This is a genomic window from Exiguobacterium sp. 9-2 (genome assembly GCF_036287235.1).
Taxonomy (GTDB): Bacteria; Bacillota; Bacilli; order Exiguobacteriales; family Exiguobacteriaceae; genus Exiguobacterium_A.
The window spans coordinates 1,371,089-1,388,094 of record NZ_CP142850.1; the positions used below are offsets into that span (position 1 = coordinate 1,371,089).

General features: G+C 41.7%; 19 protein-coding genes and 1 pseudogene. 11 read left to right on the forward strand and 9 right to left on the reverse strand.

Annotated elements, in window-relative coordinates; all coding sequences use genetic code 11:
- The first annotated feature begins 27 nt into the window (after positions 1 to 27).
- Positions 28 to 585 (forward strand): annotated as a pseudogene (locus VJ374_RS07085) (sugar O-acetyltransferase).
- Between the two features lie 214 nt (positions 586 to 799).
- On the opposite strand, the gene VJ374_RS07090 reads toward VJ374_RS07085, so the two are convergent.
- The 5 genes from VJ374_RS07090 to VJ374_RS07110 all read right to left on the reverse strand — a co-directional run bounded on the left by VJ374_RS07090 (position 800) and on the right by VJ374_RS07110 (position 4,539).
- Positions 800 to 1,177, reverse strand: coding sequence for a VOC family protein (locus tag VJ374_RS07090; RefSeq protein WP_329470800.1), 378 nt, complete (start codon positions 1,175 to 1,177; stop codon positions 800 to 802).
- A gap of 18 nt (positions 1,178 to 1,195) precedes the next feature.
- Positions 1,196 to 2,359, reverse strand: a complete 1,164-nt coding sequence (locus VJ374_RS07095; protein WP_329470801.1) for an MFS transporter — start codon at positions 2,357 to 2,359, stop codon at positions 1,196 to 1,198.
- Positions 2,356 to 3,339: an ROK family protein gene (locus VJ374_RS07100; protein WP_329470802.1), complete on the reverse strand. Its 984-nt coding sequence runs from the start codon at positions 3,337 to 3,339 to the stop codon at positions 2,356 to 2,358. The genes VJ374_RS07095 and VJ374_RS07100 overlap by 4 nt, the downstream gene beginning before the upstream one ends.
- A 183-nt stretch (positions 3,340 to 3,522) precedes the next feature.
- Entirely contained in the window at positions 3,523 to 3,693 is a 171-nt protein-coding gene (locus VJ374_RS07105; RefSeq protein ID WP_329470804.1) for a hypothetical protein, read from the reverse strand.
- A gap of 6 nt (positions 3,694 to 3,699) precedes the next feature.
- The gene (locus VJ374_RS07110) at positions 3,700 to 4,539 is read right to left on the reverse strand and encodes a helix-turn-helix transcriptional regulator (protein WP_329470805.1); all 840 of its coding nucleotides are present in this window, start codon (positions 4,537 to 4,539) and stop codon (positions 3,700 to 3,702) included.
- Positions 4,540 to 4,657: 118 nt separating this feature from the next.
- Between VJ374_RS07110 and fabF the strand changes: the two genes are divergently transcribed.
- Complete coding sequence (fabF, locus tag VJ374_RS07115; protein ID WP_329470807.1) at positions 4,658 to 5,896, forward strand: beta-ketoacyl-ACP synthase II; 1,239 nt, start codon at positions 4,658 to 4,660, stop codon at positions 5,894 to 5,896.
- 416 nt (positions 5,897 to 6,312) lie between these two features.
- Here fabF and VJ374_RS07120 read toward each other — a convergent pair whose 3' ends face one another.
- The 4 genes from VJ374_RS07120 to VJ374_RS07135 form a co-directional block, all read right to left on the reverse strand.
- Positions 6,313 to 6,582 carry a type II toxin-antitoxin system RelE family toxin gene (locus tag VJ374_RS07120; protein WP_035408288.1) on the reverse strand — a complete coding sequence of 90 codons (270 nt, stop codon included), beginning with the start codon at positions 6,580 to 6,582 and terminating at the stop codon, positions 6,313 to 6,315.
- The gene (relB, locus tag VJ374_RS07125; RefSeq protein WP_026829710.1) at positions 6,579 to 6,803 is read right to left on the reverse strand and encodes a type II toxin-antitoxin system RelB family antitoxin; all 225 of its coding nucleotides are present in this window, start codon (positions 6,801 to 6,803) and stop codon (positions 6,579 to 6,581) included. The genes VJ374_RS07120 and relB overlap by 4 nt, the downstream gene beginning before the upstream one ends.
- Positions 6,804 to 7,270: 467 nt before the next feature.
- Positions 7,271 to 7,744 carry a DUF2268 domain-containing putative Zn-dependent protease gene (locus tag VJ374_RS07130; RefSeq protein WP_329470813.1) on the reverse strand — a complete coding sequence of 158 codons (474 nt, stop codon included), beginning with the start codon at positions 7,742 to 7,744 and terminating at the stop codon, positions 7,271 to 7,273.
- A gap of 262 nt (positions 7,745 to 8,006) precedes the next feature.
- Entirely contained in the window at positions 8,007 to 8,882 is an 876-nt protein-coding gene (locus VJ374_RS07135) for a LysR family transcriptional regulator (RefSeq protein ID WP_329470815.1), read from the reverse strand.
- Positions 8,883 to 9,030: 148 nt separating this feature from the next.
- Between VJ374_RS07135 and VJ374_RS07140 the strand changes: the two genes are divergently transcribed.
- From VJ374_RS07140 to sstT, 9 genes are all read left to right on the forward strand, one after another.
- Entirely contained in the window at positions 9,031 to 10,164 is a 1,134-nt protein-coding gene (locus tag VJ374_RS07140) for an NADH-dependent flavin oxidoreductase (protein ID WP_290773693.1), read from the forward strand.
- A 31-nt stretch (positions 10,165 to 10,195) separates the two neighbouring features.
- Entirely contained in the window at positions 10,196 to 11,110 is a 915-nt protein-coding gene (locus VJ374_RS07145) for a DMT family transporter (RefSeq protein WP_308101415.1), read from the forward strand.
- A gap of 381 nt (positions 11,111 to 11,491) precedes the next feature.
- Positions 11,492 to 11,749, forward strand: coding sequence for a hypothetical protein (locus VJ374_RS07150; protein ID WP_290773696.1), 258 nt, complete (start codon positions 11,492 to 11,494; stop codon positions 11,747 to 11,749).
- A gap of 43 nt (positions 11,750 to 11,792) precedes the next feature.
- Entirely contained in the window at positions 11,793 to 12,437 is a 645-nt protein-coding gene (locus tag VJ374_RS07155) for a hypothetical protein (protein ID WP_329470819.1), read from the forward strand.
- Positions 12,409 to 13,089: a hypothetical protein gene (locus VJ374_RS07160; RefSeq protein WP_290773700.1), complete on the forward strand. Its 681-nt coding sequence runs from the start codon at positions 12,409 to 12,411 to the stop codon at positions 13,087 to 13,089. Before VJ374_RS07155 ends, VJ374_RS07160 begins: the two co-directional genes overlap by 29 nt.
- 106 nt (positions 13,090 to 13,195) lie before the next feature.
- A complete protein-coding gene (locus tag VJ374_RS07165) occupies positions 13,196 to 13,504 on the forward strand; it encodes a hypothetical protein (protein WP_290773702.1) in 309 nt (102 codons plus the stop codon).
- A 162-nt stretch (positions 13,505 to 13,666) separates the two neighbouring features.
- Complete coding sequence (locus tag VJ374_RS07170; protein ID WP_329470820.1) at positions 13,667 to 13,903, forward strand: hypothetical protein; 237 nt, start codon at positions 13,667 to 13,669, stop codon at positions 13,901 to 13,903.
- 217 nt (positions 13,904 to 14,120) lie between these two features.
- Complete coding sequence (locus VJ374_RS07175) at positions 14,121 to 15,368, forward strand: MFS transporter (protein ID WP_329470822.1); 1,248 nt, start codon at positions 14,121 to 14,123, stop codon at positions 15,366 to 15,368.
- 295 nt (positions 15,369 to 15,663) lie between these two features.
- On the forward strand, positions 15,664 to 16,935 hold the full coding sequence (gene sstT / locus VJ374_RS07180) for a serine/threonine transporter SstT (RefSeq protein WP_035408270.1): 1,272 nt from the start codon (positions 15,664 to 15,666) through the stop codon (positions 16,933 to 16,935).
- The last annotated feature ends 71 nt before the right edge of the window (positions 16,936 to 17,006 follow it).

Here is a 17,006-nt window from a genome sequence, read left to right on the forward strand (position 1 = left end):
CCAATAGCAAAATGGGGGTTAATAAGGATGATCACTGAAAAAGAAAAAATGCTTGCTGGTGACTTATATGTACCGAATGATCCGGAACTTTTAAAAGATCGTAGTACTGCTAGAATGAGAACGTATGCATACAATCGAACAACAGATGTTGAGAAAGACCGAAGAACTCAATTGTTAAAGGAGTTATTCGGAAGTACAGGTGAAAATGTATATATGGAACCTAATATTCGGGTTGATTATGGATACAATATTCATGTAGGGAACAATTTTTTTGCGAACTTTGATTGCACAATCTTAGATGTTTGTGAAGTTCATTTTGGATCAGATTGCATGCTAGGACCTGGAGTACAGATTTATACAGCAACTCATCCAATGGATCCTACTGAGAGAAACTCAGGAAAAGAATATGCAAAGCCCATCCACGTTGGAAGCAGTGTTTAGGTCGGAGGAAGCGTTATAATAAATCCAGGCATAACGATTGGAGACAATGCGATCATAGCATCCGGATCCGTCGTGACCAAAGATGTACCTCCAAATGTCATAGTGGGGGGAAATCCTGCAAAGACCATTAAGAAACTTGTTTGATATGCGAAGGTTTATGTCTCCTCAAATCATGAATGCAGCTGACATTATGTGATGCATGATCTTGTGTTGATATGTACATACATTCTAATTCAATGTTTTGAGTCTAATAAAAAACAGGTAGGGCAATAAATTTGCTCCTGCCTGTTTTTACGTTTTTACGTAGACAATCAAGTAGTGTGATGAACGTTACTATGCTTTGAGAAAATGCCTTTTGTCATAGTGTCAATTCGATTACGTTTCCTTCCGGATCCGCGACCGTACTCTCATAATAACCGTCTCCCGTCGTCCGCGGACCATCGAGATGTGTTACACCTGCATCCCGTAACCGAGCCGTCCAGTCATCGACCGCTTGTTTACTGCCGAGCGAAAAGGCGAAGTGGGCGTAACCAAGGGCGTTCGATGTCCGTTCCGTGATGTCTGTCCGTTGCATCAACTCAAGACGCGCTCCACTTGAGAACGTCAAGAAGTACGAACTGAAACCTTTAACGGCATTTTCATAACGATTATTTGATTTAGCATCAAAATGCGCTTCATAAAATTGGCGCATTCCTTCAAGGTCTGCCACCCATAGTGCGATATGTTCAATCTTCATTAATTATCTTCCTTTCTTTTATGACGCTTTCGCTAATCGTTTTCTGATTAACATGCGGTTCAAGCCTTCCGTTGCGATCAACATCAAGAAAATGAGACTGATCGTGAACCAATGGAACAACGACAAGGAGTAAGAGGTTGCAAGCCAACCGAACAGTGGTGGCATGAACGTACTACCGGTATAGGCGAATGCCATCTGCATGCCCATTAACCGTTGCGCCGCAGCTTCTCCGAATCGAACCGGTGTCTCATGGAGCATTGCCGGATAAATCGGAGCGAGACCGAGCCCGACGAGTACGAAACCGAGTGGCATCCAAGCAGCAGGTGCAAGAATGAAGCAGATTGCACCGATCAAGGCCGTCCATTGACCGACGCGAATCAAGCGACGGTTCGACCAGCGGAGGGATAGAAAACCACTAATGAAGCGACCTGCCGTGATGCTACCGTAGTAGACGGAAACCCAAGTTGCAGCAGACGTCACCGAAAACGACCGGACTTGGACGAGGTAACTACTTCCCCAAAGACCGACGACAGCTTCGACACCACTATAAAAGCAAAATGCAGCGAGCGCAGCCATCAGTCCACGAGGTTTTCCAGACGACATACTAGCAGTTTGGACTTGTTCGGAAACGTGTTTTGGAGCCCGTTTCCAGAGCGGCAAACTAATGATCAAGATAATCATCAATACGAGTTGCAGTGCTCCAACGATGAGATATCCAGTGCGCCATCCGGAATCAAGCAACACGCCAGCCATGATGAGTGGACCAGCTGTCGCGCCGATGCCCCAGAAGCAATGGAGCCAGTTCATATGATGGGCTTGATAATGCGTTGCAACAAAATGATTGAGTGCCGCGTCGACGACACCGCCACCGAGTCCAAGCGGAATCGCAAGAACAAAGAGCCAAATCAGCGAAGGGGCAATGAAAAAGCCGAGCAATGCAAGTGCTGTCAGACCAGCAGAAACTGCCGTAATTGGTCCCGTCGAATATCGCGCGATCAATCGACCGCTAAACAGACTAGAAACGATTGTTCCGGCAGCAATCGTCATGAAGAGCCAACCTGCCATATCGAGCGGGGCGTCGAGGTCGAGCCGCATCACCGGCCAGGCCGTACCGAGCAAGGCGTCCGGAAGTCCGAGACTGATGAAAGCCAGATAAATCAGAGGTAACAGTAAACGAGTCATCGGGTAAGTCCTCCTAACGGAATCTCTTTAATGAAGGATTGGACGCCGAGTTGGACCAGACCATCCAAATAATCGGTTTCCCAGTCACTTTGGCGCAACTGTGGTAATTTGTCGAGTGGAAATCGTTTGGCGCATCGATCTGTCACATGTGTCAACACATCATCGGTGACATCAGATGCTGCAAACAAGATGACGTCCGGGTTTAAGGTGATGGTAAATGAAAGGATGATCCGACTCAATGCTTCATACCAGTCGTCAGAGTATGATGAAGTCGTCGCGAGAACTTGGCCGACATTTCGAGTTTCGTCAAACGGGATGAACGAGATTTCCCCAGCAAAGTGATGCGCTCCGCGGACGACGCTGCCGGATACGGCGACACCAGCTCCAGGTCCGTTCGTTCCGAGATAAACGTAGACAGTCGTTTCGTTTTCCTGAGTTGGAGCGATGACAGCCGCGTTCATGTCATTCTCGACGACGACCGGTCGAGCGAACCGTTCAGTCAGTTCTTGTTGCAACGGGCGACCGTCAAGCGTCGGATAATCCGGAGCGAACAGGATGGATCCTGAGGCATCAATGGCACCTGCGACACCAATTATTAGTGTCTGAATACGTGGATAGTCCTTCAGTAAAATGGTTAATGTTCTCAATAAGATCGACATATGGTTCGATGAATTAATTAATATGCGATCAGTCGCGATCAGGTTACCACCTACATCATGAATCCGGTATTGCAGATACGTACGTTCGATGAATAAAGCGAGCCCATGAAAGCGATCCGTACGATACCGGTAACGTTTTGCAGGACGTCCCCCACGGATCAACTCGAGCGGCGTTTCTTCGATTTCCTGAGCGGCGAGTAACAGATCGATTTGTTTACTCGTTGTTGGAAAACTGACGTCTAATACTTGTCGAATGGCAGGGATCGTGTCGAGATGCGCCATCAGAAAAGCATGACGAGTCCGTGAAATAAGTTCAGACAAAATAATGCCCCCTATACAAGTAACTTATTAAAATAATTTAATAAGTATTGGTTTTAGTATAGCAGATCTTAAGAAGACAATGATAAAAAAATTGTGAAAAATTATACTCTGAACTAGAAGGGGGATGATGAAAAAGTTCTTTCGTGTGTTTTTATATTTAAATGGGAATAATCGCAAAGCCAATTAGATGATTTGACTGTCTAAATGCGACAATTCAATAAAATGTCCGCACCTATACCGATTCAATTTATCAATCAGTAAGTCATACGATGATGACTGATTTGAGTAGAACAATCCTGACAATGAAAGCGTCTCGTCGATTGTTTTCAAGTTTTCACCAGTTTTTGAATTCATTCAAATTCACTGAGCTGAAATCAATCGTTTCAGTTTTTCTTCTGTACCTGACTCCTCGACAGGTGTATAGATGCTACATCGCAAGTCGTCTACGCCCTGCACTTGAAGGGAGGTCAGGTCGAATAGCATCTTGCCGACTTTTCCATGACGGAATTCAATCAGGATTTCCGGAGCCTTACTGACCTGACTTTCCATCCATAGCGATTTGAATTCAGGATACGTATTACTCATCTCCTGTATGAAGGACGTATACCATTCATCACCAGAGTATTGACCGTAGTATGCACGGAAAATGGACAAGAACCCTTTGGCGAAGTGTTCCCAGTTCCCGGCAAGTACTTTAAATTCTTTCTGTGAGAACAAGAGGCGAATGAGGTTACGTTGTGATTCTGGAATGGTCGCAAAATCTACAAACACATGGGCCGCTGCAGGATTCCAGCCGACGATATGGCAGTAACGATCCGTAATGATCGTCGGACACGTCGTCAAGGCAGAGAGAATTTTTTCGAGTGACGGACTAATAGTCATAGGGGAAGCTTGAATTTTCATACTGACGACCTGCGTCCCTAATGCTAAATCGTTCAAATATTCGTGTTCATCCCTGTTCAGACATAACGCCTGGGCGATACAGTCTAAGACGCTTCTAGATACCTTAATATCTCTTCCTTGTTCTAACCAGGTGTACCATGTCGTACTGACTCCTGCTAATTGAGCAACTTCCTCTCTTCTCAAGCCAGGCGTTCTCCTTCTTGATCCAGGCGGTAGCCCCACTGATTCCGGTTTGAGCTGTGCTCTTTTCGTCTTCAAAAAATAGGATAGAGCTTCTAATCGATTCGAGTCGTCCATATACGTTCCTCCTGATTTCTCTCCATCCAAGTATCAATTATAATAGGATAAATGAACACTTGTAATAGGATACATGACACGTATGATTATCTCATACTATTACAAGGAGTGAAGAAAAATGGAGCGCGTAGTGATTACAGGAATGGGTGTCGTCTCACCAATCGGAAACGATGTGGAGTCCTTTTGGAATAATATGATTGCTGGAAATTCAGGCATCACGGAAATCGATACGTTTGATACGACTGATTTCAAAGTAAAGATTGCAGGGAGTGTAAAAAACTTTGATGCGGAAAAGGCGATTGGTAAAAAAGCCTCTCGTAACCTGGATCGCTTCGTCCAGTTCGCATTAGCGGCTGCTGATCAAGCCTGGAACGATTCTAAGCTAGGAGAATCTGATCTGGATCGGGAAAGACTTGCTGTATATGTGGGTTCAGGTGTAGGAGGGATTGAAACGTTAATTGACGGTGTTCATGCTTTATACCAAAAAGGTCCGAGAAGGGTCAGTCCAAGTCTCGTACCTTCCATGATGTCTAACGCAGCAGCCGCTCAAATTAGCATCAAGTGGCAAGCGATGGGACCTTCCATGTCACCTGTATCCGCTTGTGCAATCGGAAACACGGCTATTGGTGAAGCATATCGACTCATTCGAATGGGAGAGGCTGATGCTGCATTCGCTGGTGGAACAGAAGCGGGTATCACTGAATTGTCTATAGCAAGCTTCGGTAATGCGACGGCATTGTCTACAAGAAACGAATCACCCGCTAAAGCGAGTCGTCCTTTTGACGGGACACGTGATGGTTTCGTGATGTCGGAAGGAGCAGGCATCTTGATCCTAGAATCGTTATCGCACGCAAAGCAACGAGGTGCGTCCATCTATGCGGAAGTCGTCGGATACGGAGCAAGTTCCGATGCCTATCATATAGTAGCGACTCATCCAGAAGGTCAGGGAGCATACCTCGCTATGAAGCGGGCCGTTCAACAGGCAGGGATTGAGACGAATGACATCGATGTGATCAGTGCCCATGCGACGAGTACGATCGTCGGCGATCAGTCCGAGACACGTGCGATTAAAAAATTGTTTGCAGAACATGCGAACACACTCCCGGTGACGGCGAACAAATCAATGCTAGGTCACATGCTCGGTGCTGCCGGTGGAGCGGAAGCGATCGCGCTTGCGAAATGTTTACAGGAAGGAATCATTCCACCGACGATTAATCTTGAAGTCGATGATCCAACGTGTGACCTGGATTATGTAGCAGGAGGGGCTCGTTCGCTGGAGATGCAGTACGGACTATCCAATTCTTTCGGATTCGGTGGTCATAACGCCGCCATCGTCTTGAAAAAATATATGGATTAAGCATCAGAGTTTGGGTTCGGACAAGAGGACTCAATGAGTAAGTACTCGCTGAAAATGGATTGTATACATTTCGACGTCGAAATGTATACAATCTTTTTTGTGTATCCAATTCTTATTAAATGTTAGTGATTCGGAAACCTTCACTATTGCTGTGTCGTCATTCATCCAACGATTCATGACACGTTCTATCTATTTTACATAAAACGCGAATCATCAGTTCTAGTCAGAGTTTGCCTTAACTAGGACATCATGATCTTTATTTTAGTAATCCACCCTCTGAAGGGAGTTTTGAATCCACACCTAAAAAAATAACTGTATATGTTGTCATTCTAATTCTAGCTTTTTCATCATATCGTCAAAAGAGAAGGCTTTTGATTGATTATCATGTACTTCCTAAGATATGAGTTTTGGATGCTTTATTTATAGATATCCCGACGATGTCCAATCTCAAGAATCAATATCACGACTTTCTCATCCTGGATGTCAGCAATCAGACGATAGTCGCCGATGCGATACCGCCATTCGCCAGAGCGATTCGAGACGAGTCCTTTCCCATGACGACGCGGATCATCCGTCCCGACAAGGTTCTTCTTGATCCAGGACATGATGATCCGCGCTTGTTGTGGGTCCATCTTCTTGAGAGATTTTTGAGCCCCGCGCTCGAATTCTACATTATAAGCTGTCATTCTAAATCAAGTTCCTTCATCATGTCGTCGAAAGATATCGCTTCTGATTTTTTACGGTGTGCTGCCATGGAATCATGATAGAGTTGCAAATCGATTTCGTCTTCGATACGGTCGAGGACGGCATCGCGAACGAGTGTAGAAATCGTGATGTTCTTTGCCTTTGCATATTCCTTGATAAGTCGTGTATCCTGATCATCCAGACGTACGGAAATGGTACTCATGATTATCAGCTCCTTTGTAATACATTGTAATACATATTAAGGTTTTAGTACATAGGATTGAGAGCGGAAACCCTGAACGAATATTCTTTGAAGTGCTGAAATTCGGCTTTTAAATATCGTGGATGAGTACGATTAGATTAAAAAAGTGGATTAAATCATGGTCAAATTGAAGTAAACATAGTCATTCATTTTTATTTTGACCATTTTTGGGAAGGCGATGATCTTTTATTCTACTCGTTTCCGACAATAGGATATGCATCTAAACGACGCCACGTATCGATTACAGAATATAAAAAAAGGTATGGATTTGTTTAAAGCATTTGTACCTTGATCTGTTTTTGTCATATGTATTGGTTTATTTCAAGATGTCATTGAGTTTGATAGAGAAAATCTCCCTACAACACGTAAACGATTATTGTAATCCATCTATCTGTTTTTTTATGGAATGCAACAAAGATATAATTCTCTCACTGAAGTAACTTTTGGTATTTATATCCTTTTAAAAGGTCAGCATCACCTTTAAAAGACCATTCCTCTATTTTAGAATCTGGATGTAATTTAAAATAATGGTCGAGGATATCGTGCCCTAAATTATAGTTACTCCAGCGGGGAATGTCTTTTTTGGGACTACCGCCCACAAGGTCCTCGTATGTAGCTTCACCAGATTGAATCAATTTTGCGACATGTTTTTTCGTCTTTTCATCCATTGGAGTACCCCATGGGGCCTTCACATCTTTGAGGACTCGGTCAGCAAAAGCATCCGCTTTTCCCTCGATAATGACCGAATCGAGTAATTTGTTCATCTGATATTTATTTCTGTCATGGAGAATCAAATGATGGTATTCATGCGCAACCGTATAAGCTAAAGCATCCTTATCGAAATTCGAATCCATATATAGAACAACCGCATCTTTATATGACCCTGCTGCTACTCCGCCCATAGGTTGGATAACTCACGAATCCTCCACCTCTAAGCAACGCGTAGGTGGAGGTAGATCAACTATGTCTCTACTCGATATAGCGTATCAAATCCACTATATATACTCACTGCGTGATAAGGAGGCGAATCGTGTGCTACCTATCTGCAGAATGTTATCTTATCTTACCAACTCTTCGAAAGGAGTACATGGACAAAGCGCTTGTTCCTGAATCTGTGCTATCCGTAAGTGAATGTATCTGTACGCACTATCCTAATATCAACAATTAGATTTCATGACTATCGAAATGTGCTTTCACGATCTTGAGAAATTCTTTGGAAAGAGGCGTCATTTTGTCTGATGATTTGACAATTAATCCGAGATGTCTAACCACAGGAGGATGTAAGGGTAATAGATGAACATGAGTCTCCCGTTTAGGAACTGCCAAGTTTGGCATAATACTAATACCTAATTTTCCTTTCACCATAGACAGTACAGTTTCATTCTCCTTACTATTATATGAGGTACGTAATGAAAGACTAGCTTTACGACATTCCTCCTCGATAAGGACTTCACATCCAGATCGTAACATGATGAATGATTCCTCTTCGAAATCAGCTATCGTAACAACATCTTTTTCTATAAAAGGGTGTCCATCATATACGACAACAGATAAAGGATCTTGCGTCAGTGCTATACTCTCGAAACCTTTAACTGGTAATGCTGTAAAACCGAGATCCACCGTACCTTCTTCCACCCACTTTTCAATATCATCATAGCCACCCTCATACAACACCAATTCAACATTCTGGAAACGTTCTTTGAATATAGAAAACAAAATCGGTATAAAGGTAGCTGTAAAACTTGGGAAACTCCCGACAGCAATCTTTCCTAATTCTAATCCTTGCAAAGAAGAAACTTTTTGCTCTATATGAGCCATGTTTGTCACAATATTGCGTATGTGTGGAATAATATATTCCCCTGCAGTAGTTAACGATGTCCCACCTCGTCCTCGATTCAAAAGTGTTACTCCTAGTTCAGATTCCAGTGTTGTAATGTTATGACTTACTCCAGATTGTGTCAGTCCAATCTTTTGACCTGCTTTCGTAAAACTACCACTTTCCACAACGTTTAAAAGCACTTCTAATTGAAATAAATTCAATGTACTTCACATCCTTTTCTGTATTATACATGAGAGATGCAAATGATTAGAATGAAAAACATTCATTTTACTTATTTTATTTTTACAAATACACTAAAAACAGACAGATTGAATCAAAAAATAAAAGAATTGGAGAGTGGATGTATTGATGAATCAGAAGTATGAAAAAATCCTTTCACCTTATACCTTATCGAATGGAGTAACTTTGGCGAATCGAGTCGTTGTTGCACCGATGACCACCTATTCAGGAAATATAGATGGAAGCGTCTCTTCCGGAGAGTTGGATTACTATAGCAGAAGAGCACAAGGACCAGCTATGTTTATTACCGCGGCTGCGACCATTTCATCACTCGGGACTAGTTTTCCTCGTCAAATGAAAGCATATGGAGAACACAATATACCAGGTCTTTCGCAGTTGGCTAATAAAATAAAAGAAAAGGGAGCAAGAGCAATCCTTCAGCTTCATCATGGAGGTAGCGAGAGTCTAATCGGATATATAAGTGAAAGGCGAATGGTTAGCCCGAGTGGTATCGTGGCGAGCCTTTACAAGGATTCAAGTGATGATTACGTTCCACGTGCGTTAGAACACGAAGAAATTCTATCTACTATTCAGGATTTTGGACGAGCAACAGAGATAGCTATACGTGCAGGGTTTGATGGTGTGGAAATTCATGGAGCCAACGGATATCTGATTCAACAATTTTTTTCGAGATATTCAAATCTTCGAACAGATATGTGGGGAGGAACACTAGAAAAACGGATGTCCTTTCCATTAGCTGTTATTGAAGAAGTAAAACGAGTCCGAGATCAATATGCGAACAATAATTTTATTATTGGTTATCGCTTCTCACCAGAAGAACCAGAAAAGAATGGTTTGAACATGGAGGAAACAATCGCCTTTGTAGATCGATTGTCTAATCAAGGCTTGTCGTACCTCCATCTTTCAGTCAAAAACGTTTGGTCCATGCCTCGAAGTGGTTCAAATCAAACAAAAACAAGATCAGAGATTTTTCGGGATGTGATTGCGGATAGAACAAGTTTTCTGTCACTCGGTTCTATACACACACCAGATGATGCCTTGAACGTATTAGAACAAGGAATTCCATTATTCGGATTAGGAAGAGAGTTATTAATGGAACCAGATTGGGTTCGAAAACTAATAGCAGGAAGAGAAGAAGAAATTCGTACGACCTTGTCACGCGATGATCAACAAACGCTCTCCATTCCGGATGAAATGTGGAAAAATATTCTTACGCGTGATGGATTGCCTGCACAACGATGAATAAATGTGTAAGCAAAAAGGGGAGATAGACATGAACAAGAATGCTTTGTTTCAACTAAGTATAGCTATGACTATCTTTGGATCAATTGGCTTTTTTTCAACTTTTACAGGTCTTCCGGCAATTGAATTAGTGTGGGTTCGATGTATTTGTGCTGCTGTATTTCTTATAATGGCATGGATCGTATCTGGACGCTTTAAAAGGGAAAAATGGAATAGGAAAGAACTCATATACATTGCTTGTTGTGGTATGACGAATGTTTGTAATTGGGTGTTTCTTTTTAAAGCATTTGAAAGAACGTCCATTACAATTGCCATAACCTTATATCACTTAGCTCCTATTATTGTTCTTGTGATGGGTAGTCTTTTCTTTAAAGAAAAAAAGACGAAACTCATGTATGTATCTATGTTAGTTTGTTTTATTGGAACATTGAGTATTATAGGTACCGATGGTGTGCGGTTTGCTTCAGAAAGCTGGAGGGGGATCGTGTACAGCATCATCGCAGCATGTTTCTATGCAGCAACAATGCTGCTAGGAAAGAGTATTACAAAAACTAGTGTATATGCGACCACTTTTATTCAAATGGTGATCGGTCTGATTGTGTTACTTCCATTCATTCATTTTAATAACTATCAAGCAATTGATACTTCTCAGTGGATGTACGTCACTGTAACCGGAGTTATTCATACAGGTATAGTTTATTTTCTGTTTTTCAATAGCATTCGTCATTTACCAACGACAGTTGTCTCTTCTATGGTTTTTGTCGACCCTACAGTGGCTATTTTATTAGACGTTTTTTTCGGAAATGTGTATCTAAGGTGGCTACAGCTATTCGGTATATTGTGTATCTTTATCGGATTGTTTTATTCGCTTAAAGCAAGCAGTCATATTGCTAGTATCACTGAAGAAAACTATATTACTCGAACAGGAAAAGTAAGAAGGCAGTAATCTATATTCTTTTAAGAACCATTCTTTCTTTTTGATGTAAATAATCCTAAGAGACCTATGAATGTATGCAGAAAATCTATTCCACAAAATTAGGAATAGATTTTTTGTTTATTTCTACAAACTTGACGTCATGTTGAAACAAGATCCCTCATCTTATCACTAAAGAGATAGTTTTCAATTTTATATGGTAGTCATCTGATTAATTTATTATTTTAGGCAAAAAGATACATATGAAACCGAAAATACATTATCCATTTAATAGAAAAGTTAGTGATTGAAACTTAATAAAAAAAATATCGTATGTATTAGTTGTATAATAACTTTTATGAAAACATAATGACTTACTAAACGAAACAAATACATTTGCCGGAGGGAACATCTATGGTATTAGCTTTCCTTGGCCTTGGTATCGGATTCTTTTTATTAACGTTAGGCATCTATTTCATTCGGTCGAAGCATGCGTTGAAGACGCCTTTAGCAGGACACGGAGATAGCGTCGACACGGTGGATTCATTCGTACTCAGTATTATTTTGTCGATTGGTGTTATCCTATTTTGTTCATTGACTGTCAGACACTACGGTTACGTCTGTGTCTTAGGTGGTCTGTTCATTTTATACGCCGTCAGTGCAGCTTGGTGAGACCTAAAAGAAGTTAGAAAGCAAGATAAAGGGAGCTCAAATCATGATTCAATTACTGAAACAAGTCGACGATCATGTGTATCACATCGTCTTTCACCAAGAAGGGCGTACTTTATTCTGCCGGGAAGGGGTTGCTCGAAGAGAGCAGGCGATCGATAGCGAAGATATGATGGAAACAAACGAAGAGTCCGCGACGAAGCGGATTGTCTTCAAGAATCCGTTTCTCGCGTATCGTCAGAAAAAAGCATGGGTACGTGAAAAATTAGACGATGGATACAGGCGATCACCTTTTGCTCTGTCTGAAGTGATGGATTTTCGAGCCGACCGACGCATCATAAAGTTACGTATTTTAAGCGCTCTACTGATCTTGTTCAGTGGATTACTGACGCTGACTGATATCTTGCCAATTCCGGGATACATAACACTCATCGTTCTGATGATTTTCTGGCCGATGCATCTCGAAGAAAAATCTTTACGTTCTCGCATGTATCGCTGGTCAGGAGCACTTTTCATGTTCGCGATAGCGGGCTCATCAAAAAACTATTTATCACCAATCAATCTCTCAATTAACGGAACGATCTGTCTCATCTCAGGATTCATTCTCCTGTTGTATGCGTCAGAACAACTAAAGGAACTTGCGACGAAAGGAATCACATATCATGACGAATCAACAAGCCAAGGTGATTGAGCTTAAACGCAATAATGGACAAACGACCGAGTACTGGGTCAGTTACCGGATGGGGCGCACGCTGTATCAGGTATCCGTACAAGAACAAGCGGATGGTCAAACGGATGAAGGGGAGGTTGTCAAAGAACGTTTTCCGTTCTATTTCGGAATGAAAAAGCGGATGCTCGACTTAGCAGAAGAGAGAGAAGCAATTGGTTTTCGACCGTTGACCGAAGAGGAGAAAGCAACGCCTGTCATTGAGGAAGAAGAACCGACGCTCGATCCTGCTTTCTTCAAGCCAGTTATTCGATACGCCTGGTTGATGCTTAGTCTTGGAATCCTCCTGTTTCTCCTGCCTTCACCAATCCTAAACGGACTCGCGTTCGGACTCGGCTTATTCGTCTGGTATGAGACGTTTGGACAAGCCGGAATGCCGCGCAACTACCAGAGATATTTCCACGGGATGTTAGCTGGATTGACGATTTTACAGGTGTTATCTGCGATTGAGTTGGAACGATTTGCTCAACCGTATTATGCGACGATTTGTGTGATATCAGCAATTGTGTTGGTTCTTCTCGTCGTACAGCACCGTTTGGAAGAAACTGATCACATCGGTCAGGAGAAAAGTGTTCGGGTTAGGAAAATGAAGGACCATTCTGACATAGATCTTTAAAAACGTATTCACTTAACTTTCGGAAGACTGGAAGACTTTTTGATGCTGTAAAATATAGGTATCACTTAAATCATTTTAGTCAGTCTGCTGAAAAGGAGAATAGGGAATGGATGTCATACCAAATGATCAATATATTTTAGAACTGATCTTACTTGTCTGGGCGATTGGTGCACTCGTCATCATCATTACGCAAGCGCGAAACACACAAAGTCTAAAAAAAAGTTTGTTACGAAGTACAGTCGTAAATCTCGCGTATACAGTCATTATTTCTTTGAAATGGTTTTACGTAGTAGCCATAGATGGATTCAGTCAGGTATTTGGTCTTTATTTCTTTGTAGGGATATTTTTGATTCTTGAGGTGATATTATTCGTTGTTCTCTGGATTGTTAAACGTAAAAAATCAACTATCTCTTGAGGAGTAGAATTTCATTATGAACCGATACACTTGGATTACCCATGCTGCTGTTGGGTTAGCAATATTTGATATGAGACGACGTGCGATTGATTTATTGTCGAGGCATGTCGAGCGGTTAGACGAACCACGAGCAAGATCAAGTACGATTCTTTATATCGGGATGTGCATCTTGAACTCGGTGAAGAGAAAGAAGCAAGTCGGTGTTTCTTAGAAGGGTTGACGATCGTCGAGTCGATGGAGCTTGCGTATGCATCGGAATTTTTAACGATGTTACGAGTGATGAAGCGATATGAAGCTTCGGATGTTATAGAACACTGGATTCAAAACTTCACCAATCGGATTGATGATCATCCGAAATTCAAGCGAATGATAAGAGGGATAGAAGCGATAACTGATTGAACTAAATTAGCTTTCAGCGTTATCAGTAAATTTCGCAATTCTAGAACGCCATCTCTAATATAAAAGTGCTTTATCGTAAAGACTCTATTTACGAGAAGCACTTTTTTTTATACTTTGAGTTAAATAAAATTGAACTTTTCACTTTACATTTTTCTTCCAGTCCTTTACTCTACAATAAAGTTCAATTAAATTTAACTGTTGAAGAGGAGGAAGTTGGTTGAATAAACAACTATCAGCTTTGTTGCTCGGTAGGATTTTGATGAATATATCAGACAGTTTTTATATGATTGCGATCGTTTGGTTCGTCAAGACAACGACGAATTCGCCATTCCTGGTTGGATTAACGAGCACGATTGCTGTGTTACCGGTAACGATTCAATTTTTGTATGGTCCGATTATCGATCGCTATTCAAAAAAGAAGATCCTGTTTTTCTCAGGCATTGGACAAGCGATTTTAGTCGGATTCATCACTTTACTCTATTTTAACGAGACGCTCTGGATTCCATTGCTGTTCATCATGTTGTTTTTAGCGTTAACACTAGCGGAAATCTCGTATCCAACCGAAAATACACTCATCGAACGCCTGGCATCGAAAGATCAATTGACGAAGGTCAATTCGGTGTTTGCCTTTTCTTATCAAACGCTTGATTTGATTGCCGACGCGTTAGCAGGCATTGTGATTCTATTTGTCGGTGTCGGAATCGTATTCGCTGCGAATAGTATCGTATTGCTAGGGATCGGGTTCTTATTCTTGCTCGTACTCAAAATACCATCTTCAAAAAGAGAACAACCCATTTCCTCACGAAACTTTTGGAAACAGTATAAGCATGACTTCAAAGAAGGATACTATGTTGTCAAGCAACAAAAGAAATTATTGACCATCATTTATGGCATCATCGGAATGAATTTTCTTGCGACGATGGGACTTGCGGTGTTACCAATCATTTCTGAGACGTCAGCAGAGTATGGATTTTGGTTAGCAGCGATTTCACTTGGAACGATGATTGGAACATTGCTATCAAGTCACTTGGAGACGTTTGCTCTCAATCGTGTCATGCCGATTGCTGCGCTCTTGTCCGGACTGTTTTGGATTAGTTCGTTTTTAATGAAAGATGCTGGTCTGTTATCAATCGTCTTATTCGGAATCGCTTGGATCGGTATTGGGGTGAACAGTATATATTTATATACACTCATTCAGGTCAATCTTCCGTCTGATTATTTAGGAACAGGTTTTTCGTTTCTCTCTTCACTGTTAGGGTCGTTAAGTCCGCTTGGATATTTTGCGGGAGGGATTTTCGGAGAATGGTTTTCTAGTACAGCAATCTTATTGATCTCTGGTATCGGCTATTTTGGCTTTGCCGGTTATTTCTTAATTCATCCGACACTTAAAGCGTTAACGATACCTGTCAATACTAAATTCGAGAAGACTGCTGAAGAGAGAATAAAGGTCAATCAACATCTGTGAAACATTTTAGTTTACATAATGAAGTAGGAGAAGGAACGCATCTTCTTCTACTTTTTTTGTAATTATGCAATCGATTGCATTCGTATTCTTATTTAACATCCAGGAAAAGGAATTATATTTCTTGCGAAAAACTAGTTTTTATTTCTTAGGATTTATGTAAAAATAGAAAACAATAAACTGAGAGAATTTTTTGAAAAGTGAGCGACCAGATCATTCATCGTTTTGGAATGAGAGAGAGAAGTCCTCATTTTTCGAATTCTAATATCTTATTTTTTGAAAGCCTGGAGGGGAATGTATGAAATTGTTGAAGATGTGGAACCAAATCAGTTTAGTGAAACAAATCGCGATCGGCTTAGTCATTGGTATTATTTTAGCCGTCACGATTCCTGAAGTAGCGAGTTCATTGACCATCTTTGGAACATTATTTGTCTCCTCACTAAAGGCAGTCGCGCCGATTTTGGTCTTTTTCCTAGTCATGGCTTCGATTGTGCAACATAAAAAGGGACAGCAAACGAACATGAAATCAATCATCTTCTTATACCTGCTCGGTACTTTTTTAGCGGGTGCGATTGCGGTCATCGTTAGTTTCTTGTTCCCGGTTTCGATAACATTGACAGAGAGCACAGAAAAGCTGACAGCTCCTGGGAATGCCATCGAAGTCCTGAAGACGCTTGTCTTGAACATGGTCGATAACCCCGTCAATGCATTAGTCCAAGCGAACTACATCGGCATTCTGACGTGGGCGATCATCTTAGGATTAGCGCTTAAAAATGCGTCGGATTCTACAAAAACGTTCATCTCGAACTTCTCAGATGCACTTGCGAAAATGGTTGGATGGATCATTAAGCTTGCGCCACTCGGTATCATGGGGCTTGTCATCGGTTCAATTACAGAGAACGGACTCTCGTCACTTCTTGACTACGTGAGCCTGCTAGGGTTACTGATCGGAACGATGCTTGTCGTTGCACTCATCGTTAATCCATTGATCGTCTATATCAACGTCCGTCAAAATCCGTATCCGCTCGTTTTCAAATGTTTACGCGAAAGTGGCATCACGGCATTCTTTACACGCAGTTCAGCTGCGAACATTCCGGTCAACATGGAACTATCGAAAAAGCTTGGACTTGATAAAGAGACGTACGGCATCTCGATTCCGCTTGGTGCAACAATTAACATGGCAGGGGCTGCAATCACGATTTCCGTCTTGACGCTTGCTGCGGTAAACACACTCGGTATTCAAGTTGATCTTCCAACAGCCATCATTTTAAGTGTCCTCGCTGCCGTCTGTGCGTGTGGTGCCTCTGGTGTTGCTGGGGGATCGCTTCTCTTGATTCCACTCGCGTGTAGCTTATTCGGGATTCCGAATGACGTTGCGATGCAAGTCGTTGCTGTCGGATTTGTCATCGGTGTGTTGCAAGATTCATTTGAGACAGCATTAAACTCGTCGACAGATGTCTTGTTCACTGCGACAGCTGAATATCGAAAACGGTTGAAAGAAGGCGAACACCTCTCGATTAATCGTCAATCGATGAATGAGGAAGTAGCAGAAAAAGTCGTTAACGGCTGATCAGATTCGCTATTATCTTAATAAGAAAAGGCATCCCAGTTGAGGATGCCTTTTCTTATAGACAACCCTCG